Here is a 21,187-nt window from a genome sequence, read left to right as displayed (position 1 = left end):
CCCGCAGGCTACCGCTACCGCCCGCGAAGCCGTCGTACCAGGATGCTGGCGTCTCCCCGGCTCTCCAGATCCGCGAGCACCACGGCCACCGCCTCGCGGACGATCCGCCCGCGGTCGACGGCCAGCCCGTGCTCACCGCGGAGCACCAGACGTGCGTGCTCCAGATCCATGAGCTCCTCGGCGGAGACGTACACGGTGATCTTCTCGTCGTGCCGCTCGCGGCCACTGGGCCGGCGCGAGGCCTGCCGTCCCCGCTTGCGCGGCGCGGCGGAGGCGGCGGAAGCAGCCGCACTGGAGGCGCCAGAACCGCCGACGGAATTCGCGGACGCCCCGGCAGAACCTTCCTGCGCCCCCTGACGCCGGGCGGAGCGCTCCGCGGCAGCAGCCCGGCTGCGCGACTCACCGGCGTCGACGGACTCGGCGTCGGCCGCCACATGCTCCGCACCGTCACCGTCACCACCCTGTGCGGGCACCGACTGCGGCACGTCCTCGGCGGCGGCGTTGTCGCTCTCCCCCGCGGGAGCCGGCACCCGGGCCTCGCCGTTGGCCGGGCGCCGGGGAGCGGACGGCTGGAGCGCCATACCCCCTGTCGTACGGAACAGTTCGTCGGCCCCCGGCAGACTCACTCGGCGTGACACCGGGCGAGCACCTCCCTGGCGAGCTGACGATAGGCGGCGGCGCCGACGGAGTTGGAGGCGTACGTGGTGATCGGCTCACCGGCGACCGTGGTCTCCGGGAAGCGGACCGTGCGCCCGATGACCGTGTGGTAGACGTGATCGTCGAACGCCTCGACCACCCGGGCCAGGACCTCGCGGCTGTGGACCGTGCGCGAGTCGTACATCGTGGCCAGGATCCCGTCGAGCTCCAGCTCCGGGTTGAGCCGCTCCTGGACCTTCTCGATGGTCTCCGTCAGCAGTGCGACACCGCGCAGGGCGAAGAACTCGCACTCCAGGGGCACGATCACCTTGTGGGCGGCCGTCAGCGCGTTCACCGTGAGCAGGCCCAGCGAGGGCTGGCAGTCGATCACGATGAAGTCGTAGTCCGGCAGCAGCGGTTTGAGGGCGCGCTGAAGTGTGGACTCGCGCGCGACCTCGCTCACCAACTGGACCTCGGCGGCCGACAGGTCGATGTTGCTCGGGAGCAGGTCCATGTTCGGGACCGCTGTCTTCAGGAGCACCTCGTCGGCCGACATCCCCCGCTCCATGAGCAGGTTGTAGACCGTGAGGTCGAGCTCCATCGGATTGACGCCGAGACCGACCGAGAGCGCGCCCTGAGGGTCGAAGTCGACGAGCAGGACCCGGCGTCCGTATTCCGCGAGCGCGGCACCCAGGTTGATGGTCGACGTCGTCTTGCCGACGCCGCCCTTCTGGTTGCACATCGCGATGATCTTCGCGGGGCCGTGGTCGGTCAGCGGACCCGGGATCGGGAAGTACGGCAGCGGACGCCCGGTCGGGCCGACGCGCTCGCGGCGCTGCCGGGCAGCGTCGGGCGCGAGCGTGGCCGCGTACTCGGGGTCGGGCTCGTACTCCGCGTCGGGGTCGTAGAAGTGCCCGTCGGGCAGTTCGTCGTAGGCGGCGAGTTGGTTGTGGGGCGCGCCACTTCCGTCGCCGGCCATGGCGTTCACGTGATGGCCATCCATGCTCTGGTGTGCTGTCTGAGTCACCCCTGTGCTCCGGTGACCCTGATGGGCTGCGAAGGTGCGCACCGCAACGGAGCCGACAGCCTCGAATCCCGCGGGACCCTGGTCCCGTACCGGCATTCCTGGTTGACCACCCCCGGGAGAAAATGTCGACTCATTCACAAGTCGTCTTACCTCCTTGGTGACCAGGAAACTTCTAGACAGGTCAGCGTTGCACCATGCTGACAGTCGGCGACTCTATGGCGTGTCGGTGGTCCGCAGCAACACAATCCGCCGTACCGAGCAGATGTGTCGACAATGAAACATCTCGCTGTCAAGGGCGTACGGCCGTCGCACAGCAGGTTTCACCGGTGTGCGAATCGGTCGAAGGGTTGCGTTCGAGGCGAGTTGACCGAGAGTCGCAAAGTGACCATACACACATCCGGCCGGACCTTTTCGGGCAAGGTCCGGCCGGGTGCGTGCGGTTGACGACTGATGTTGACGTATCGCCTTTACCAGAAAGTGACTTAGCCGATCGGCTCAGCCGAGCAGCGAGGCGAGCTCCGCGTGCTCCAGCCCGTGCGCCTCCGCGACCTGCCGGTAAACCACCTTGCCGTCATGCGTGTTGAGGCCCCTGGCCAGCGCGGGGTCACGGCGCAGCGCCTCGACCCAGCCGTGGTTGGCCAGTTCGATGATGTACGGGAGCGTGGCGTTGGTCAGCGCGTAGGTGGAGGTGTTGGGCACCGCGCCGGGCATGTTGGCGACGCAGTAGAAGACCGAGTTGTGGACGGGGAAGGTCGGCTCGGCGTGCGTGGTGGGACGCGAGTCCTCGAAGCAGCCGCCCTGGTCGATCGCGATGTCGACAAGAACACTTCCCGGCTTCATCCGGGACACCAGCTCGTTGGTGACCAGCTTCGGGGCCTTGGCGCCCGGGATGAGGACGGCACCGATGACGAGGTCGGCCTCGAGGCAGGCCTTCTCCAGCTCGAAGGCGTTGGAGACGACGGTCTGGATCTTCGTACCGAAGACCTTGTCCGCCTCCTTGAGCTTGTTGATGTCCTTGTCGAGCAGGGTCACGTGGAAGCCCATGCCGATGGCGATCTGCGCGGCGTTCCAGCCGGAGACACCGCCGCCGATGACGACGGCCTTGCCGGCCAGCACGCCGGGGACACCGCCGGGCAGGACACCGCGGCCGCCGTTCGCGGCCATCAGGTGGTAGGCGCCGACCTGCGGGGCGAGGCGGCCCGCGACCTCGGACATGGGGGCGAGCAGCGGCAGGGCCCGGGTGGGCAGCTCGACCGTCTCGTAGGCGATCGCGGTGGTGCCGGACTCGATGAGCGCGTCCGTGCACTCCTTGGAGGCCGCCAGGTGCAGGTAGGTGAAGAGCGTCTGGTCCTTGCGGAGGCGGTGGTACTCCTCGGCGATGGGCTCCTTGACCTTCAGCAGCAGGTCGGCGGCGGCCCACACCTCGTCGGCGGTCGGAAGGATCCGGGCGCCTGCGGAGACGTACTCGCTGTCCGGGATCGACGAGCCGACACCGGCGCCCTGCTCGATGACGACCTGGTGGCCGTGGCGCACCAGCTCGTGCACGCCTGCGGGGGTGATGGCCACCCGGAACTCGTTGTTCTTGACCTCGCGGGGGATGCCGACCTTCACGTCGATCACGGTCCTTGGCTCAGAGAGTGTGGGGCATTACAAGACATACCCAGGCATGCGGGGGCACACCGGGAGCACCGCAGCGAAGGTGCGGCAGAGCCAGTCTAATGAAGGCGTTTTCGCTGTCTAGCCTTTCATTGCATCAATCTTCTGCGGATGCACTACGGATTTCGCAGGCATTAGGGTCCTGTCCCGGCTCGAAACCCTCTTGTCCGGGCTCAGACTCGGCCGCATCGGAGTCCTGAGGCTCCTCTCCCAGCATCCGCTCGGCGGCGCCTCGGTGCAGCTGCGCCGCCGTGGGATCGCCGAGGTGCTCCAGCGTGTCGGCGAGCCGCAGATGCAGCGCGCCCTGCAGCCGTACGTCCTCCGCGCGCCGCGCCCACTCCACCGCCTCCTGGCAGGTGCGCAGCGATTCCGCGGGGCGGCCGGCGTACTCCTGGACCCGCGCCAGCTCGCTCAACGCCCGGGCGTGACCGGCGACATCGCCGCTCCTGCGGTGCCCGGTGACCGCGGACCGCCAGTTGCGCAGCGCGTCGCCGTACCGGCCCGCATAGGTGTGCGCCTCGGCGATACGGCCGTACAGCCGGGCGGCGTCCGCCCGCTCGCCGCGGGCCAGCCGCTCGGCCAGCGCACGGCCGAACCAGTCGGCGGCCCGGTCGTAGTCCCCGAGCTCCAGATGGGCGCCGCCTACGGATTCCATCGCGCGGCCGGTCGCATACGGGTCATTCGCTTCCCACCCGGCGTCCAGCGCGGCCCGGAACCGCACCAGCGCCTTCCGGGTCCGTCCCGTCCGCGCGTCGAGATCGCCGAGGTTCAGCAGGGCCGCGGCCTTCTCTCGGGGCAGCTGCCGGCGCTCGGCCACGTCGAGGACCAGGCCGTGGATGTCGTACAGGTCACCGGCGGCCGCCTGGGTGCCGAGATGTGCGGCCATCGCCCTGACCAACTGGGACATCAGGCGCCTGGCGAGGGTGTCCAGCTCCCCGTCGGCGACCGCGGCCCGGGCCGAGGCCAGCAGGGCGGGCCTGCGGATACTGAGCCACTCGGCGGCTGCCCGGGGATTGGGGAAGCGCAGGGCTCGGGGCATGCCGAGGAGCTTCTGCCGGGTCTCGGGGTTGTCGGTCTCGGTGATCGCGCGGCAGGACTGCAGCAGCCGTACGGTCCGCTCCAGCATCCGGGCGCGGGCCAGCTGAAGCTCGGCGGGGCGGTCCTGGGTCTCGGTGAGTGCCCGCAGAAGGCGGTGCAGACAGGCCGGGACCTCGTACTGCGGCAGCGGCGAGTCGACGGTCTGCACCAGGCCGAGGGCGACGAGGTCGTCCAGGGTGGCGCGGGCCCCGTCCACCGAGGAGCCGGCGAGCGCGGAGGCGGTGTGCGGGTCGACGAGGCCGCCGGGGGCCAGCGAGAGCAGCCGCAGTATCCGGGCGGCCGGGGTCGGCAGCCCCGCGTAGGCGAGGCGGAAGACCCTGCCGAGCGGTGTGCCGTCCTCGCCCTCGGCGTGCAGCTGCTTGGCGAGGTCGGCGACGGCCGCCTTGGGCCGGGCCGCGAGCCAGCCACCGGCCAGCATCAGGGCGGCCGGCTGGCCCTGGCACACCTCCACCAGGTCCTCGGCGGCCCGCGGGTCGACGGTGATGCGCACCGAGCCCGCGTGCCGGGACAGCAGCTCCACGGCCGACTTGGTGTCGAGGCCGCCGAGCGTGCAGGGCCGTACGTCCGAGATCCCGGTCAGCGGGCCGCCGGAGACGGCGACGGCCAGGCACTCCGGGGTGTCCGGGAGCAGTGCGTCGACCTGCTCGGCGCGGGCCGCGTCGTCGAGCAGCAGCAGGACCCGGCGGTCGGCCAGGGTCTTGCGGAGCACCGCCGTCAGGTCGTCCTCGGCGGCGCCGGCCGGTGCCGGCCGGTCCAGGGCGGTGAGCAGTTCGCGGGCGGTGCGCTCGACGGGGACGGGGGTGCCGTCGGGCTCGCTCAGACGGGCCCGCAGCACGCCGTCGCCGTAACGGTCCGCCACCTGCCGTACGAGTTCCTCGGCGAGTGCCGTACGTCCCGAGCCGGGGCGGCCCGCGATGAGCAGTACGCGCGCGCGTGGGGCCTTGCGGCCGGAGAGGGTGTCGAGGCCCGCGCGCTCGATGTCGGCGAGGAGCTCCTTCAACTCGCGCGTACGGCCCAGGAATTGACGCCCGGCGGAAGCATGTGGCAACGCCTGCACGCCGCCTGTGTCCACGACCTGATCCGTCACGGGCCACACTCCCGTCCCACGCACGCGCAAGCCCGCCGGGACTCCGGTTCGGGCGTAATCAGAGCCTAGTTCACGCTCTGCTACGTTCCGGGCGGAGCGTGGCGGGCACGGCTGGGACGTCCCTCGATCGGATCAGCCGATCTTCACACCGATGGCGGGTCGGTTTCGTTCGGGACGCGCGGTCGTGTTCGTTCAGGACTCGAAGGGGCGGGCCGGCCAGGGCGCCTCCGCCGGGCGCAGCGCGTCGAGTCCGTCGCCGTTACGCGCGGCGACCAGCGACAGCACGCCCACGACGAGGCAGTTGTTGTGCACCTCGCCCGCGAGCACACCCCGGACCAGCTCGTCGACCGGCACGCGCGCGTGCTCCATGTCGGCTTCCTCGTCCTCCACCTCGAAGCGATCGCCGTCCGCCTCGGACAGGTCGCGGGCGAGGAAGATCCGTACGGCCTCGTCGCAGCCGCCGGGGGTGGTGTAGACGTCGGTCAGCACCCGCCAGTCCCCGGCCTTGACGTGGGCCTCCTCGTACAGCTCGCGCTGGGCGGCGTGCAGCGGGTTCTCGCCGGGGATGTCGAGCAGGCCGGCCGGGATCTCCCACAGCTTCTGCCGCACCGGGTGGCGGTACTGCTTGATGAGCAGGACACGGTCCTCGGTGTCCAGGGCGAGCACGGCGACGGAGCCCGGGTGGACCTGGTAGTCGCGGCGGACAACCGAGCCGTCGGGCATGACCACGTCGTCCGTGCGGACGGAGGTCTTGTTGCCCACGAAGGGGGTGTCCGTCGCCCGGATCTCCCACTCCTGCGGGGTGTCCTTGATCGTCATGCCCTGGCCTTCCACACGCTTGTAAAAAGAACCCGCCAAAGAAAACCGGGGTGCCCACCATTGAAGGTTTGCACCCCGGCCACCGTACAACTCTCGTGTTACTTCGAATTCTTACGCTCGACAGCGGCCTTGACGAGCCCGGCGAACAGCGGGTGCGGGCGCGTCGGGCGCGAGCGCAGCTCCGGGTGGGCCTGCGTGGCCACCAGGTAAGGGTGGACCTCGCGCGGGTACTCCACGTACTCGACGAGCTTGCCGTCCGGCGACGTGCCGGAGAACAGGATGCCCGCCTTCTTCTCCAGCTCCGCCCGGTAGGCGTTGTTCACCTCGTACCGGTGACGGTGCCGCTCCTCGACGTACTCCTTGCCGTCGTACACCTCACGCACGATCGAGCCCTCGGCCAGCTTGGCCGGGTACATGCCGAGGCGCATGGTGCCGCCCATGTCACCCTCACCGGCGACGATGTCGAGCTGCTCGGCCATCGTCGAGATGACGGGGTGGGAGGTGGCCGGGTCGAACTCGGTGGAGTTGGCGTCGCCGATGTCGGCGAGGTTGCGGGCCGCCTCGACCACGATGCACTGCAGGCCCAGGCACAGGCCGAGCAGCGGGATCTTGTTCTCGCGGGCGTACTTGATCGCGCCGACCTTGCCGAGCACACCACGGTCGCCGAAGCCGCCGGGGATGCAGATGCCGTCGACGTCGGCGAGCTGCTGCTTGGCCCCGGCCGGGGTCTTGCAGTCGTCGGAGGTGACCCACTTGATCTTCACCCGGGCCTTGTTGGCGAAGCCGCCGGCGCGCAGCGCCTCGGTCACCGACAGGTAGGCGTCGGGCAGGTCGATGTACTTGCCGACCAGCGCGAGGGTGATCTCGTGGTCGGGGTTGTGGACGCGGTCGAGCAGGTCGTCCCACGTCGTCCAGTCCACGTCACGGAACGGCAGGTCCAGCTTCCGGACGACATAGGCGTCCAGGCCCTCGCCGTGCACGGTCTTCGGGATGTCGTAGATGGAGCGGGCGTCGGGGCAGGCGACCACGGCCGCCTCGTCGACGTCGCACATCAGCGAGATCTTCCGCTTGATCGCGGTCGGCACCTCACGGTCGCAGCGCAGCACGATCGCATCTGGCTGAATACCGATGTTCCGCAGAGCCGCAACCGAGTGCTGGGTCGGCTTCGTCTTCAGCTCTCCCGAGGGGCCGATGTACGGCAGGAGCGAGATATGGACGACGAAGACGTTGTCACGGCCGACCTCGTGACGGACCTGGCGGACGGTTTCCAGGAACGGCAGCGACTCGATGTCGCCGACCGTGCCGCCGACCTCCGTGATCACGACGTCGACCTCGTCCGTCGCCATGCGGCGAATGCGGTGCTTGATCTCGTTGGTGATGTGCGGGATGACCTGCACGGTGTCGCCGAGGTACTCGCCGCGCCGCTCCTTGGCGATCACGGTCGAGTACACCTGGCCGGTGGTGACGTTCGCGGAACCGTCGAGGTCACGGTCGAGGAACCGCTCGTAGTGGCCGATGTCCAGGTCGGTCTCGGCGCCGTCGTTGGTGACGAACACCTCACCGTGCTGGAAGGGGTTCATCGTGCCAGGGTCGACATTGAGGTACGGGTCGAGCTTCTGCATGACCACCCGCAGGCCCCGTGCCTTGAGCAGCATGCCGAGGCTGGAGGCCGTCAGGCCCTTACCGAGCGAGGAGGCGACACCCCCGGTGACGAAGATGTGCTTGGTCGTCGTGGCTGCGTGGTGTCGGAAAGCAGCGGGCGGCATGGCCAAGAGGGGGCTCCCGTGGTCGCGATCTTGAAGTGCGGTTCGGGGGTCTCTGACGCCCACCGGTCCACGGGCTACCAGGGTATCAGCGACCGGGACCGATGGCTTCCGGCCACGCTCCGCACACGAGCCACCACGAACCTGCACAGGTACCGCGGTTTCTCACCCGTTGCTCACCCGTTCGGCCGACCCGGGTTGCCCGGAGCGGCACGCAGATCATCTACGTGCGTCGTATCCTGCTCGGACATTCGCTGCCGAGCCCGGCCGGCAACACGGCACCACCCCTCGCCCGTAAGCACCGGAACAACGAGAGCTCGTCAGTTCGTTGAGCAGAGATTGTCGAGAAGCGACTGTCGTTTTGCCTCACGGCGCAGACGACTGCTTTGCTTCACCGCTCAACGACGCATTACAACCACCCCTTGACCGCACCAAGCGAGAGCCCCCTTGGCAGAGAAGGGGGTGACGTGGCCGTTCGACTGGAGTTGCACGTGGCCGGGCGCATCGAAGACTACGCACTCATCGGAGACATGCAGACCGCAGCACTGGTCTGCCGGGACGGCACAGTCGACTGGCTGTGCCTGCCCCGCTTCGACTCGCATGCCATCTTCGCCGGCCTGCTGGGCACCGAGGAACACGGTTTCTGGCGGCTCGGTCCGGCACACGCGTCCGACGCCGAGCCGCCCACCGCGGCCCGGCGCAGCTACCGCGGCGACTCACTGATCCTGGAGTCCGAGTGGGACACGCCGCGCGGCACGGTCCGGGTGATCGATTTCATGCCCCCGCGTGACGGGGCGCCCCAGTTGATCCGGATCGTGGAGGGCGTCTCGGGCCGGGTGCCGATGCGCTCGGCGCTGCGGATGCGTTTCTCGTACGGTCGTGTGGTGCCGTGGGTGCACAAGCACGAGGGCCGTACGGTGGCCGTCGCCGGCCCGGACTCCGTGTGGTTCGACACGGAGGCCGAGACGTACGGCAAGTCGCTGACGACGTACTCGGACTTCACGGTCGCCCCGGGTGAGCGGATCGCGTTCACCATCTCCTGGGAGCCCTCGCACAAGCAGCCGCCGGCCCTGCCGGAGCCGGAGCAGGCGCTGGAGGCGACCGAGGACTTCTGGCGGGAGTGGGTCGAGCACTGCACGTACCACGGCCCGTATCGCGAGGCGGTCGTCCGCTCGCTGATCACGCTGAAGGCGCTGACGTACGCCCCGACGGGCGGCATCGTCGCCGCCCCGACGACCTCCCTGCCCGAGGACATCGGCGGCGTCCGCAACTGGGACTACCGCTACACCTGGCTGCGCGACGCGGCGATCACCCTGTCCTCGCTGCTGCGTACCGGCTACCGCGAGGAAGCCCGCGCCTGGCGGGAGTGGCTGCTGCGGGCGGTCGCGGGTGACCCGGAGAACCTGCAGATCATGTACGGCATCGCCGGCGAGCGCGAGCTGGGCGAGGCCGAGCTGGACTGGCTGCCCGGCTACGAGAACTCCGCGCCGGTCCGGGTCGGCAACGGCGCCGCGCACCAGCTCCAGCTGGACGTGTACGGCGAGGTCACCGAGGCCCTGCACCTGGCCCACATGACGGGCCTGGCCCGCAACGACTACGCCTCGCTGCTCCAGCTGAAGCTGATCCGCTACCTGGAGGACCACTGGGACGAGCCGGACGAGGGCATCTGGGAGGTGCGCGGCCCGCGCCGCCACTTCGTGCACTCCAAGGTGATGGCCTGGGTAGCCGTCGACCGCACCATCAAGCTCATCGAGTCCGGCGACGCGGACGGCCCGCTGGAGCGCTGGCGCGAACTGCGTGACGACATCCACCGGGACGTGTGTGAGAAGGGTTACGACAAGGAGCGCAACACCTTCACGCAGTCGTACGGCTCGAAGGAACTGGACGCCTCCCTGCTGCTCATCCCGCAGATGGGCTTCCTACCGCCGGACGACAAGCGTGTCATCGGCACCATCGAGGCGATCCAGCGCGAGCTGTCGACCTCGGACGGCTTCATCCTGCGCTACCCGACGCAGGGCGAGGACGAGGGCGTCGACGGCCTCCCCGGTGACGAGGGCGCCTTCCTCGCCTGCTCGTTCTGGATGGCGGACGACCTGGCGATGATCGGCCGCGTCGACGAGGCCCGCAAGTTGTTCGAGAAGCTGCTGTCGCTGCGCAACGACCTCGGTCTGCTGGCCGAGGAGTGGGACCCGCACCTGCAGCGCCAGGTCGGCAACTTCCCGCAGGCCTTCAGCCACGTCCCGCTGATCGACACCGCGCTGCGGCTGACGGCGTCCGGGGCGTACGGCGGCTGAACAGGACTGCCCTGACGCGCCCGCCTAGGCTGGGAAACAGCGACTGCCCCGGCAACGGAAGGGGGCGGCGGCCATGGCTTCCCTCTCGAAGGCGGGCGCGGCCCTGACCGCGCTGCGCGAGGATCTCGCCGGTGATGTGTTCGCGCCGGGGGACTTCGGCTACGACGACGCGCGGGTCGTCTTCAACGCCATGATCGACCGGCGGCCCGCGGTGATCGCGCAGTGCGTGGACGAGGACGACGTCGCGCGGGCCGTGCGGTTCGCCCGGGACCTGGACCTCAACATCGCGGTGCGCGGCGGCGGGCACAGCGTCGCGGGCATGGCGCTCAACGACAACGGCCTGGTGATCGACCTGCGCCATATGCGCGCGGTCACCGTCGACCCCGCGGCCGAGGCGGTACGGGTGGCGGGCGGGGCGACGATGAGCGACCTGGACCTCGCCTGCCGGCCGCACGGGCTCGCCACGACCGGTGGCCGGGCCTCCACGACCGGTGTCGGCGGTTTCGTCCTCGGCGGCGGCTCCGGCTGGCTGGACCGCTGGTGCGGACTGGCCGTCGACAATCTGCTCGGTGTCGAGCTCGTCACCGCGGACGGCGAACGGGTCCACGCGAGCGCCGACGAGAACCCGGAGCTGTTCTGGGGCCTGCACGGCGGTGGCGGCAACTTCGGAGTCGCGACCGCGCTCACCCTCAAGCTCCATGAGCTGCCCGAGTTCTCCATCGCGCTGGTCCTGTACCTGCCGGAGTCGGGCCCCGAGGTCGTCCGCACCTACCGCGAGCTGATCACCCTGGCCCCGGACGAGGCGAGCGGCGGCGTGCTGTATCTCACCGGCCCGCCCGAGGAGTTCGTACCGCCGCACCTGGTCGGCACGATCCTGTGCGGTGCGCTGCTGACGTACGCCGGGCCCGAGGAGGACATGCGCAAGCTGGCCGAGCCCCTGCTGGCGCTGCCACACGAGTCGGAGATCGTCGGGGCAATGCCGTACGCCGATGTCCAGTGCATGCTCGACGATCCGCCGGGGATGCGGAACTACTGGTCGGCGGAGTACCTGACGAGTGCGCCCGACACCTACCTGGACGCCTTCTGCGCGCGGGGCGAGGCCATGCCCGCGACCGGGAGCATCCATGTGCTGTTCCCGCTGGGCGGGGCGATCGCCGCCGGCCCGCCCGAATACCCCGTGCCCTACCGCGACGCGCCCTGGGCCGTCCACCCCTTCGCGATCTGGGAGGACCCCGCGGACGACGAGCGGTGCGTCCAGTGGGTCAGGGACGTCCGCGCCGACGCGCGGCCGTGGAGCACCGGCGCGGTCTACCTCAACTTCATCGGGGACGAGGGCGCCGAGCGGGTCGTGGCCGGAGTGGGCGCCGAGAACACCCGGCGGCTGGCGGAACTCAAACGGCGCTACGACCCGGACAACGTCTTCCGGTTCAACCACAACATCAGGCCGACCTGAGCGCGGTCGGCCCGGGCGTCGTCAGCCGATCTGCTTGAACGCCGTCAGCGTCCGCTCCCCGCCCGGGTCACCCGCCGTCGCCGGCACGAGGGCGATCTCGTCCAGTCCGGCCTCGGCGTACGCCTCGACACGCGCGCGTACGGCGTCCAGGTCGCCCACCAGGCCGACCATGGCCGCCGCTGCGGCGGGCAGCGCCCGGACCAGCGTGCCCGGATCGGCACCGGTACGGGCCAGCTCGACCGCCTCCCCGAAGCCGGCCGCCTCGAACATGTCGCTGTAGCCCGGCACCGTCAGATACCCGGCGATGCTCCGCAGGACCTGTGCGAGGGAGTCCGGGTCCGGCTCGACGGCGGCGGGCAGCCAGGCGGCCAGCGTGGGCGGCGACGTACGGCCCGCGCGCGTGGCGGCCGCTTCAAGCCTCCCCCGCAGGGTCCGCACCTGTTCCGGCGAGACGATGTCGAGCAGCATCCGGTCGGCGTGGACCGCCGCCGTGGCGATCGCGCGGTCCCCGAACGCCGCCACGGTGAGCGGGCCGCCGGGCGGCTGGAGGCGTCGCGGGAAGGCGCTGCCGGGGACGACGGGTTCGCCGGGCCTGCCGTGCAGGAAGACGCGCAGGGCCGCCGCCGAGGCCTCCATCGCCGCGGCGGGCCGTACCCGCGGCACCCCGTGCACGCCCTCGACCACCCGCTTGCTGGACGTCCCCAGCGCCACCCCGACCGGGCGCCCGGTGACGGCGGCGACCGAAGCGGCACCCCGCGCGATCCCGAACGGCTCGCGCACCGACACCGCCACGGGACCGGCCGTCAGCGCGACCCGCTCGGTGGCCCGCCCGATGGCCGTGGCAAGGACGAAGGAGTCCCAGGTCGGCCCCTCCCCCGCCCACACCTCGCGATACCCGAGCCGATCGGCGGCCACGGCCACCCGCAGCGGCTCCTCGACCGGACTCTCGTCCTCCCGTGCCACGGCAACCACGCTGAAGTCCATGCCGACGCGGCTACCCCGCTCACGCGCCGCAACGCATGATCGGCTCCGGAGATGTCAGGGAAGCCCGCGCACGGGTAGCGTCCGGCACATGGACAGCGGTACGGGCGGTACGGACAGCGGCTACGGGACCCACAGCGCCGGGATCACCGTGCGGCGGGCGCTGGAGCTGCCCGGGCTGCGCAGTGGGCTGCCGGAGGTCCTCGCGGGCGGCGACCGGCTGGGGCGGACCGTGCGCTGGGTGCACGCCGGCGAGGTGCCCAACATCGCCTCGCTGCTGAAGGGCGGGGAACTGCTGCTGACCACGGGCTACGGCCTCGGCACGCGCCCTGCCGACCAGCGCGCGTTCGTGCGCACCCTGGCGGAGCGGGGCATCGCGGCCCTGGTCGTCGAGCTGGGCCCGCGCTTCACGCGGCTGCCCGCCGCGCTGGTCGACACGGCACGCACGGCCGGTCTGCCGCTCGTCCAGCTGCATCGCGAGGTGGCCTTCGTGACGGTCACCGAGGAGATCCACACCGAGATCGTCAACGGCCACTACGCGCTGCTGCAACGGGCCGAGGAGGTGCACCGCCGGTGCACGCAGGCGCTGCTCGGCGGCGGCGGTGTGCCCCAAGTGCTGGGCATCCTGGCCGACTTCAGCGGCAACCCGGTGTTCCTGGAGACGACGGACGGCCAACTCCTGTACGCCGCCGGGGCGGGCCCCGAGGGCGCGGATCCGTTGCAGGTGTGGGAGGGACTGCGGGGCCAGCACAAGGACACGCCGCCGCCGGGAGGATCGGTGCTGGTGGATGTGCCGGGTGGCGGCCCGGGGACGGGGTCGGTGAGGGCCCGCCTCGTGCTGCTCCCCGTACGGGGCCCGCTCGCGCCCGTGCACCGCATCGCCGCCGAGCGGGCCGCGGGCAGCCTGGCCGTGGTGCTGATGCAGGCGCGCCAGGAGGAGGAGCTGGCGGCGCGCGGACGCGGCGACTTCCTGACCGACCTCGCGGAGGGCCGTATCGCCGCCGAGGACGCCCCGGCACAGGCGCGCGTGCTGGGCTTCAAGCCGGGTGACAGTCCGCTGCTGCCGGTCGTGATGCGGCTGGGGGACGCGCTGTCGCCGGGCGGGGGCTGGGCGGTGCTGGCGCGCGCGGTCGGTGAGGAGCTGGCCTCCGTCGGGGCGCCGGTGCTGTTGGGCGTGCGGCCGGTGGAGGGACGGGTGCCGCTGCTGCTGGGCCTGCGTTCGGAGTCGGAGCGGTCGGCGGTCGCGGACCGGGTGGCGGTGGCGCTGCGGGCGGGTGTGGAGCGGGCCGGGGTCCAGCGCCCCGGGGCGCCGCCACCGGTCGTGGTCGTCGGGGTGGCCGGCAGCTGGGCGGCAGCCTCGGCGGGCCTCAGGCACGCGGCGGAGACGGCCACGGCGGCGCAGGGCCTGTCCGACCGCCCCTGGTACGACGCCCGGCGCCTGGACATCGACCTGCTGCTGTGGCGGTTGCGCGACCACCCGGACCTCGCGGCCTTCGTGGACCGCGCGATCGGCCCGCTCCGCGACCACGACAACCGCTCCAAGCCGCCCCTGCTGCCCACCCTGGAGACGTACTTGGCACACGCGGGCCGCAAGGCGGAGACGGCCCGCGAGCTGCACCTCAACCGGCAGACGCTCTACAACCGCCTCGCCCGCATCGGCGAGTTGCTCGGCACGGACCTCGACGACCCGCAGACGGTGCTGGCGTTGAGTCTGGCGCTACGGGCACGCAGGCATGCGGGATAGAACGGCACGTGGGCCACGGACGCTTCCGGGCGTCTAGATCATGGGCTGCGGCTGCGTCAACTCGTCGTACACACTGAGCACTTGGGCGACGGTCTCGTCCTCGGTCGGCCAGGTGGCCGCCTGCCGCGCGCCCCGCTCCCTGAGGAACTCCTGCCGCTCGGGATCGCCGAGCAGCCGTACGACGGCGTCGGCGAGGGCCTCCGGGTCGCCGTACGGGACGAGTTCGGCCGCGTCGCCGACGAGTTCCGGCACGCCGCCGACGTCGGTGGCGACGAGCGGCACGCGCGCGTGGAGGGCCTCCTGGGCGAGGACCGACCGTGACTCCCAACTGCTCGGCAGCAGCGCCGCGTCGGCCGCCGCGAGCAGCTCGGAGACGTCGTCACGCCGCCCGATGAGCCGTACGGGCAGCCCCTCGTCCTCGATCCGGCGCTGCAGATCGGCCCGCAGCGCCCCCTCCCCCGCGATCACGACCAACGGCACGGGATCGAGCCGCAGCCACGCGCGCGAGGCGTCCAGCAGCACGTCGTACCCGCGATGCCGCTCCAGCGAGCCGACGGCGATCAGCAACGGGCGTCCGGTGGCGCCGAGTTCGGCCCGGACCTTGGGGCGCAGCCGGTCGGGGTCGTCGTGCTCGACGGCACGGCTCGGCGCGGGCAGCGCGACGGCGGCGAGGCGCGCGTCGCGGGCACCGGTCCGGCGGGCCCGGTCCACCAGCGCCGAGGTGGTCCCGAGCACGACGGAGGCGGCCTTGACGACCCGCCGCTCCAACAGCCTCAGGAGATGGGCGCGGGCGCCCTCTGCGTGGGCCCGGTCGTGCCAGGTGACGACGAGCGGAGTACGTCGCCCGCTCAGCGCGAGCACGGCGCGGAAGGACGCGTGCAGCCCGTGCGCGTGCACGAGGTCGGCGTCCACGCAGGCGGCCCGCAGCGTGGCCACGGAACCCGGATCGCTGCTGCGCGGCACATGCACGTGTTCGGCGCCGGCGCCCGTGAAGTCGTAGAGGTGATCGGCCTCGGCAGGGGCGCACACGGTGACCCGCACGCCCCGTGCGACCAGCCCCGAGGCCAGCGATCGCACATGCGCGCTGCTGCCGGCGTTGCCGCCGCCCAGCACCTGCACGGTGCGCAGCGACGACTGGCCGTGCGGTGAGTGGCTGCTCACGGGGGTCACGTGGCCGGGGCTCCTGCTTCGGGTCGGGCGGTCACGAAGAACGTACAGAAGGATCGGGCGGAGGGGGTGTACCGCGAGAATCCCTACGCGTACGACGTGTTTACGCCAAGGATGCCAGGCCGTACGGCCGTTCCGGGAACGGCGGGAGGGCGTGGACGCCTCAGCTGCGGGGCAACGCGCCGGGCCGGGTCACCTGCACGAGTGAGGCCGGGTGGGGATCGTGGCCGAACATGCGCGCGCGGGGCACGCTCCGCGACCTGCGGCGCGTCACCCGACCGCCCTGCGGGCGAGACCACTCACCTTGTCGCCGTACACCGCCGCGACGACGACCGCAGCGGCGTGCGCGACCAGCCCGGCGCGTCCGTTCCCGGCCACGACAGCCGTCCCGAGGGCCGCGCCCAGCGCGTGCGCACCGGTGTCGCCGATCATCGCCCGCTCCCCGAGGTCGTCGGGCAGTACGGCCGCCGCGGCCCCCATGGCACCGGCGGCCGACTCGGCACCGGGCCCCGGGCGCAACAGCCCCGGCGCACCGAGCGCGAACACCGCGGCTGCGGCCCGCCCCGGCCGCACGTCCACGAGGTTGACGAAGTGCGCGGCACCGGCGATCACGACGCCCGCGAGCAGCTTGTCCAGGGGCCGCTCCTTGAGGACCGCCCCCGCGACGAGCCCGGCGGCGGAGATCCCGAACAACTTGACCGCCCCACTGGTCACTTCGCCGTCCCGGAGCGCGGAGAGATGCGCCCGGATCCCGCGCCGGGGGTCACCGTCCCCCACGACGTCGTCATACGCCCCGCAGGCTCCGGCCACGGCCACGGCGACCCCGGCAGTCGGCGCGACCCGTCCCACGGCCACCGCAGCCGCCAGGGCCGAGGCGGGCCCGGCGTACAACTCCACGGTCCGGCCCGCGTAGTTCTTCCGCTCCCAGCGGTCACGGCCGCCGGGGACCTTGGCACGCAGGGCGGCGACGGCGGCGCGGGTGAGGGCGGCGGAGAGGCCGAAGGAGACGGCTTGCTTGATCATCCGGCCACCCTACGGTCCGCCGCCGGGCTACCCGTCCGCCCTGGCCGTCTCCAGCAGCTCCTCCGCGTGCGCGCGGGCCGTCTCCGAGTCCTCCTGACCGGCGAGCATCCGGGACAGCTCCCGGATCCGCTCCTCGCCCTCCAGGACCTTCACGCCGGACCGGGTGACCGACCCGTCGTTGGTCTTCTCGACGAGCAGCTGCCGGTCGGCGAAGGCGGCCACCTGCGGCAGGTGGGTCACCACGACGACCTGCGCGGTCCTGGCCAGCCGGGCCAGCCGCCGGCCGATCTCCACGGCCGCCTTGCCGCCGACACCGGCGTCGACCTCGTCGAAGAGATACGTCGGCACGGGATCGGTCCCCGCGAACACGACCTCGACGGCGAGCATCACACGCGACAGCTCACCGCCGGACGCGCCCTTGGCGATCGGCCGGGGCGGTGCTCCCGGGTGCGGGGCGAGCAGCAGCTCGACCTCGTCCACACCCGAGGGCCCGTAGGCGACCGCGCGCCCACCGACCTCCACGCCCTGCGGATCCTCGGTCTGCCGGATGTCGAAGGACACGCGCGCGTGCGGCATCGCCAGCGAGGCCAGCTCCGCCGTCACGGCGGCGGCGAAGCGCTCGGCGGCCTCCGCCCGCGCATCGGTCAACGCCTGCGCCAGCCCGCCCAGCTCGGCCCGCAGCCCGTCCCGCTCGGCGGTCAGCTCGTCGATGCGCTCGTCGTCGCTGTCCAGCTCGGTCAGCCGCCGGCTGCTCTCCTCGGCCCAGGTGAGCACGGTGGCGACGTCCTCGCCGTACTTCCGTGTGAGCGCGTTCAGCGCGGCCCGCCGTTCCTCGACGGCCGCGAGCCTCAGGGGATCGGCGTCCAGGTCGTCGGCGTACCCCGCCAACTCCCCGGCGACATCGCCCAGCAGGATCCCGATCTCGCCGATCCGGTCGGCCAGCGCGGCCAGCGCCGGATCGTGCGACCGGACGGCGTCCAGGGCCCGCTGCGCGCCCGCGACGAGCGTCGCCGCGTCGATGCCCTCGGGGTCCTCCGGGTTGCCGGCCAGCGCGGCGTGCCCGGCCGTGGCGGCCGACGACAGCGCCTCCGCGTGCCCGAGCCGCTCGGCCTCCTCCGCGAGCTCCACGTCCTCCCCGGCGCGCGGCTCGACACCGGCGATCTCGTCGAGCCCGAACCGCAGCATGTCGGCTTCCTGAGCCCGCTCACGCGCGCGCGTGGTGATCTCGTCGAGCTCGACGGAGACCGCCCGCAGCCGCCGGTACGCCTCGCCGTACTTGGCGAGCGGCACGGCGACGGCGTCACCGGCGTACCGGTCGAGCGCCTGCCGCTGCCGGGTCAGCTTCAACAGGCCCTGCTGGTCCGTCTGCCCGTGCACCGCCACGAGGTCGTCGGCGAGGTCGGCGAGCAGCCCCACAGGCACGCTTCGCCCGCCCACGTGCGCCCGTGACCGCCCCTCGGCGGAAACGGTACGGCTGATCAGCAGGGCCCCGTCATCGAGCTCGGCCCCGGCCTCCTCGGCCCGCACGAAGGCCGACGCGCCCGCGGCGACGGTGATCCGCCCCTCCACGACCGCCTTGTCGGCCCCGATCCTCACGAGCGCCGGGTCGGCACGCCCACCCAGCAGCAGCCCGAGGCTGGTGACCACCATGGTCTTGCCCGCACCCGTCTCACCGGTGACGGCTGTGAACCCCGGTGACAACTCGACGACAGCGTCGTCGATGACTCCGAGCGACCGTATCCGCATCTCCTCCAACACGGACACGACCTTACGAGGTCAGCACGGGGAAGTGCGACGGCCCCCGGCCCGATGATGTGAAGGTGCAGGTGACGAATGTGCATCGACCGCACAAGTCACCCGGCCGAGTGCAACGCCGCCCAGGGGCGCGGGGAACTGCGCGAGCAACCACGAACCACCCGCAGCCGCCACGAGTCCCCCACCACCCCCTACAAAGGGCTAGTGAGGCGCCCCTCGCCATCCGGAAACCGGCAAGGCGAACTTCGCCACAAGCCGGTCAGTGAACGACGCGTGATGCAGCCGAGCCAACCGCACGGGCACAGCCCCCCGCCGCACCTCGACCCGCGCCCCCGGCGGCAACTCGACGGTCCGCCGCCCGTCACACCACAACACCCCCGGAGGAATGTGAGGCAGAACCTCCACCGCCAAGACGGAATCCGGCGAAGTAACCAATGGCTTCGCGAACAACGCATGCGCACTGATCGGCACCATCAACAACGCCTCGACCTCGGGCCACACCACAGGCCCACCCGCCGAGAAGGCATACGCCGTGGACCCCGTCGGCGTGGACAGCACGATCCCGTCGCACCCGAACCCCGTCACCGGCCGCCCGTCGATCTCCAGCACGACCTCGAGCAGCTTCTCGGCGCCCGCCTTCTGCACGGCCGCCTCGTTCAGCGCCCAGTCCGTGTGCACGATGTCGCCGTTCTGATGCACGACGACGTCGACGGTCATCCGTTCCTCGACCTCGTACGCCTTGGTGACGACCCGGTCGACAACCTTGTCGAGATCGTCGCGCTCGGCCTCCGCGAGGAACCCGACCCGCCCGAGGTTCACACCCAGCATCGGCACCCCGGACGCACGGGCGAACTCGGCGCCCCGCAGCAGCGTCCCGTCGCCGCCCAGCACTATCAGCAGCTCGCACCCGTCGAGGCACTGGGCAGTCGCCTCCTTGACGAGCTCCACCTCGTCCGGCAGCGGCAGGTCGGCGGCCTCGTACTCCAGGACGCGCACCCCGATGCCCTCCCGCAGCAGCCCCTTGACCACCAGCTCGGCGCTGCGAATGGCCGCGGGCCGCCCTGTGTGGGCGAGCAGAAAAACAGTACGAGCTCGGTTCTGTGTCAACGCGGCCCCTCCGCAACTGCACGGTCAACGTCGGCCGGGTCCAGAGCGGGCGCCCCGGTCCGCAGCCACAGAAAGTACTCGACATTCCCGGAGGGTCCGGGCAACGGACTCGCCGTGACCCCCTTCACCCCGAGCCCGAGTTCCCATGCCTTCTCGGCCACGCCGCGCACGGCCTCGGCCCGCAGCTCGGGACTGCGGACGACCCCGCCGCTGCCCAGCCGCTCCTTCCCCACCTCGAACTGTGGCTTGACCATCATCACCAGATCGGCGTCCGGCTTCACGCACCGCACCAGGGCGGGCAGCACCAGTCCGAGCGGGATGAAGGACAGATCCCCCACGACAAGATCCACTGGTTCCCCATCGATCGCTTCGAGCGTCAACTCGCGTACGTTCGTACGGTCTTTGACGGTCACGCGTTCATCGCTTTGGAGAGTCCAGGCGAGTTGTCCGTATCCGACGTCGACGGCGACGACCTGGGCGGCTCCGGCCCGCAGCAGCACATCGGTGAACCCGCCGGTGGACGCCCCGGCATCGAGCGCCCGCCGCCCTTCGACCGCCAGACCCTGGGGTACGAAGACCTCCAAAGCGCCCGCGAGCTTGTGCCCTCCCCGGGACACGTACTCGGGATCGCTGCCGTCGGCGACGACGACGATCGCCGCCGCGGTCTCCACCTGCGTGGCCGGCTTGGTCGCGACGGTCTTGCCGACGGTGACCCGCCCTGCGGCGATCAGCTGGCTGGCGTGCTCGCGCGAGCGCGCAAGCTTCCGGCGGACCAGCTCCGCGTCAAGACGGCGGCGTGCGACTCCTGCCACTTTCGGTTCAGCTCCTAGTCCCATACGTCGACGGGGGCGCCGGAGGTCCCGGGCGGGCGTCGAGCGCGGTGAGCACGTCGCGCAGCCCCAGGTGTACATCCTCGTACACCTCCAGGTGCCCGTCCGTGGCGAGGTGGTCGGCATCGCCGAGCCGCTCCAACTGCGCGTCGACGTCGGCGTGGCCGGTGGGGGTGCGGGGGACGTTCAGCGGGGCGGGGGCGGCGGGGTCGTACTCGGGTTCGATCGCGAGCCCGGGGTCGGTCACCTGTCCGGCCTCGGCCTCGGTCTCCTCCGGGACCTCCGTCCGCGGAACTGTGTCGCTCATGCCCAGACGCTACCCCGAACCGCTGGGGTACCGTCGATCGCGATGGCCACGACTGAGGAGTGCCGCGCCGCACTCGAAAAGCTCTCGGACAACATGCAGCGCGCCGAAGGGGACGTCCGCTCGGCCGCTGCCCTGGACCGCTCGGTGAGCTGCCACATCACCGACCTGGACGTCACCTTCGCCGGCCGCATGGCGGGCGGCCGCATCCAGGTCCACGACACGCTCCAGGGGCCGCCTCGCGAGAAGGCCCAGATCAGGCTGAGCATGACCGGCGAAGACCTGGTCGCCATGGTCGACGGCGAGCTGAACTTCGCCAGGGCGTGGGGCTCGGGCCGGGTGAAGCTGCACGCGGGCCTGCGCGACCTGCTGCTCCTCAGGAAGATTCTTTAAGACACCTCAGGACGTTTCCTCAAGTCAGCTCAGGAGGCTTCTCCGAGTCA

General features: G+C 71.5%; 17 protein-coding genes. 4 read left to right on the top strand and 13 right to left on the bottom strand.

All coding sequences use genetic code 11. The features are described from left to right. Window positions 1-14: 14 nt before the first annotated feature. From OHO27_RS33555 to OHO27_RS33530, 6 genes are all read right to left on the bottom strand, one after another. Window positions 15-638, bottom strand: a complete 624-nt coding sequence (locus tag OHO27_RS33555; protein WP_328428707.1) for a hypothetical protein — start codon at window positions 636-638, stop codon at window positions 15-17. After that, a complete protein-coding gene (locus OHO27_RS33550) occupies window positions 623-1,759 on the bottom strand; it encodes a ParA family protein (RefSeq protein ID WP_328428706.1) in 1,137 nt (378 codons plus the stop codon). Before OHO27_RS33550 ends, OHO27_RS33555 begins: the two co-directional genes overlap by 16 nt. 399 nt (window positions 1,760-2,158) lie before the next feature. Continuing rightward, window positions 2,159-3,283, bottom strand: a complete 1,125-nt coding sequence (gene ald / locus OHO27_RS33545; RefSeq protein ID WP_328428705.1) for an alanine dehydrogenase — start codon at window positions 3,281-3,283, stop codon at window positions 2,159-2,161. A gap of 133 nt (window positions 3,284-3,416) precedes the next feature. Continuing rightward, entirely contained in the window at window positions 3,417-5,504 is a 2,088-nt protein-coding gene (locus OHO27_RS33540; RefSeq protein ID WP_328428704.1) for a tetratricopeptide repeat protein, read from the bottom strand. A gap of 192 nt (window positions 5,505-5,696) precedes the next feature. Continuing rightward, complete coding sequence (locus tag OHO27_RS33535; RefSeq protein ID WP_328428703.1) at window positions 5,697-6,323, bottom strand: NUDIX hydrolase; 627 nt, start codon at window positions 6,321-6,323, stop codon at window positions 5,697-5,699. A 98-nt stretch (window positions 6,324-6,421) separates the two neighbouring features. Next, window positions 6,422-8,089 carry a CTP synthase gene (locus tag OHO27_RS33530; RefSeq protein WP_328428702.1) on the bottom strand — a complete coding sequence of 556 codons (1,668 nt, stop codon included), beginning with the start codon at window positions 8,087-8,089 and terminating at the stop codon, window positions 6,422-6,424. A gap of 488 nt (window positions 8,090-8,577) precedes the next feature. Here OHO27_RS33530 and OHO27_RS33525 point away from each other — a divergent pair, with 488 nt between their 5' ends. Further along, window positions 8,578-10,380 carry a glycoside hydrolase family 15 protein gene (locus tag OHO27_RS33525; RefSeq protein WP_328430632.1) on the top strand — a complete coding sequence of 601 codons (1,803 nt, stop codon included), beginning with the start codon at window positions 8,578-8,580 and terminating at the stop codon, window positions 10,378-10,380. 73 nt (window positions 10,381-10,453) lie between these two features. After that, on the top strand, window positions 10,454-11,833 hold the full coding sequence (locus OHO27_RS33520) for an FAD-binding oxidoreductase (RefSeq protein WP_328428701.1): 1,380 nt from the start codon (window positions 10,454-10,456) through the stop codon (window positions 11,831-11,833). A 21-nt stretch (window positions 11,834-11,854) separates the two neighbouring features. On the opposite strand, the gene OHO27_RS33515 is transcribed toward OHO27_RS33520, so the two are convergent. Beyond that, the gene (locus tag OHO27_RS33515) at window positions 11,855-12,817 is read right to left on the bottom strand and encodes an LLM class F420-dependent oxidoreductase (RefSeq protein WP_328428700.1); all 963 of its coding nucleotides are present in this window, start codon (window positions 12,815-12,817) and stop codon (window positions 11,855-11,857) included. A gap of 88 nt (window positions 12,818-12,905) precedes the next feature. Between OHO27_RS33515 and OHO27_RS33510 the strand changes: the two genes are divergently transcribed. Beyond that, window positions 12,906-14,558: a PucR family transcriptional regulator gene (locus OHO27_RS33510; protein WP_328428699.1), complete on the top strand. Its 1,653-nt coding sequence runs from the start codon at window positions 12,906-12,908 to the stop codon at window positions 14,556-14,558. 33 nt (window positions 14,559-14,591) lie between these two features. Here the strand turns inward: OHO27_RS33510 and OHO27_RS33505 are convergent, their stop codons facing one another. The 6 genes from OHO27_RS33505 to OHO27_RS33480 form a co-directional block, all read right to left on the bottom strand. After that, window positions 14,592-15,728: a glycosyltransferase family 4 protein gene (locus tag OHO27_RS33505; protein ID WP_328428698.1), complete on the bottom strand. Its 1,137-nt coding sequence runs from the start codon at window positions 15,726-15,728 to the stop codon at window positions 14,592-14,594. Window positions 15,729-15,995: 267 nt separating this feature from the next. Beyond that, entirely contained in the window at window positions 15,996-16,748 is a 753-nt protein-coding gene (locus OHO27_RS33500) for a hypothetical protein (RefSeq protein WP_328428697.1), read from the bottom strand. Window positions 16,749-16,775: 27 nt separating this feature from the next. Further along, a complete protein-coding gene (recN, locus tag OHO27_RS33495) occupies window positions 16,776-18,494 on the bottom strand; it encodes a DNA repair protein RecN (RefSeq protein ID WP_328430631.1) in 1,719 nt (572 codons plus the stop codon). Between the two features lie 210 nt (window positions 18,495-18,704). After that, window positions 18,705-19,610: an NAD kinase gene (locus OHO27_RS33490; RefSeq protein WP_328428696.1), complete on the bottom strand. Its 906-nt coding sequence runs from the start codon at window positions 19,608-19,610 to the stop codon at window positions 18,705-18,707. Continuing rightward, window positions 19,607-20,422, bottom strand: a complete 816-nt coding sequence (locus OHO27_RS33485; protein ID WP_328428695.1) for a TlyA family RNA methyltransferase — start codon at window positions 20,420-20,422, stop codon at window positions 19,607-19,609. Before OHO27_RS33485 ends, OHO27_RS33490 begins: the two co-directional genes overlap by 4 nt. Before the next feature lie 7 nt (window positions 20,423-20,429). Continuing rightward, window positions 20,430-20,747, bottom strand: a complete 318-nt coding sequence (locus OHO27_RS33480) for a hypothetical protein (protein ID WP_328428694.1) — start codon at window positions 20,745-20,747, stop codon at window positions 20,430-20,432. Window positions 20,748-20,789: 42 nt separating this feature from the next. Between OHO27_RS33480 and OHO27_RS33475 the strand changes: the two genes are divergently transcribed. Beyond that, window positions 20,790-21,137, top strand: coding sequence for an SCP2 sterol-binding domain-containing protein (locus OHO27_RS33475; RefSeq protein WP_328428693.1), 348 nt, complete (start codon window positions 20,790-20,792; stop codon window positions 21,135-21,137). Window positions 21,138-21,187: the final 50 nt, after the last annotated feature.

The sequence above is a fragment of the Streptomyces sp. NBC_00443 genome (assembly GCF_036014175.1).
In the GTDB taxonomy this organism is placed as follows: domain Bacteria; phylum Actinomycetota; class Actinomycetes; order Streptomycetales; family Streptomycetaceae; genus Streptomyces.
This window is presented reverse-complemented; position numbering and strand designations above follow the sequence as displayed.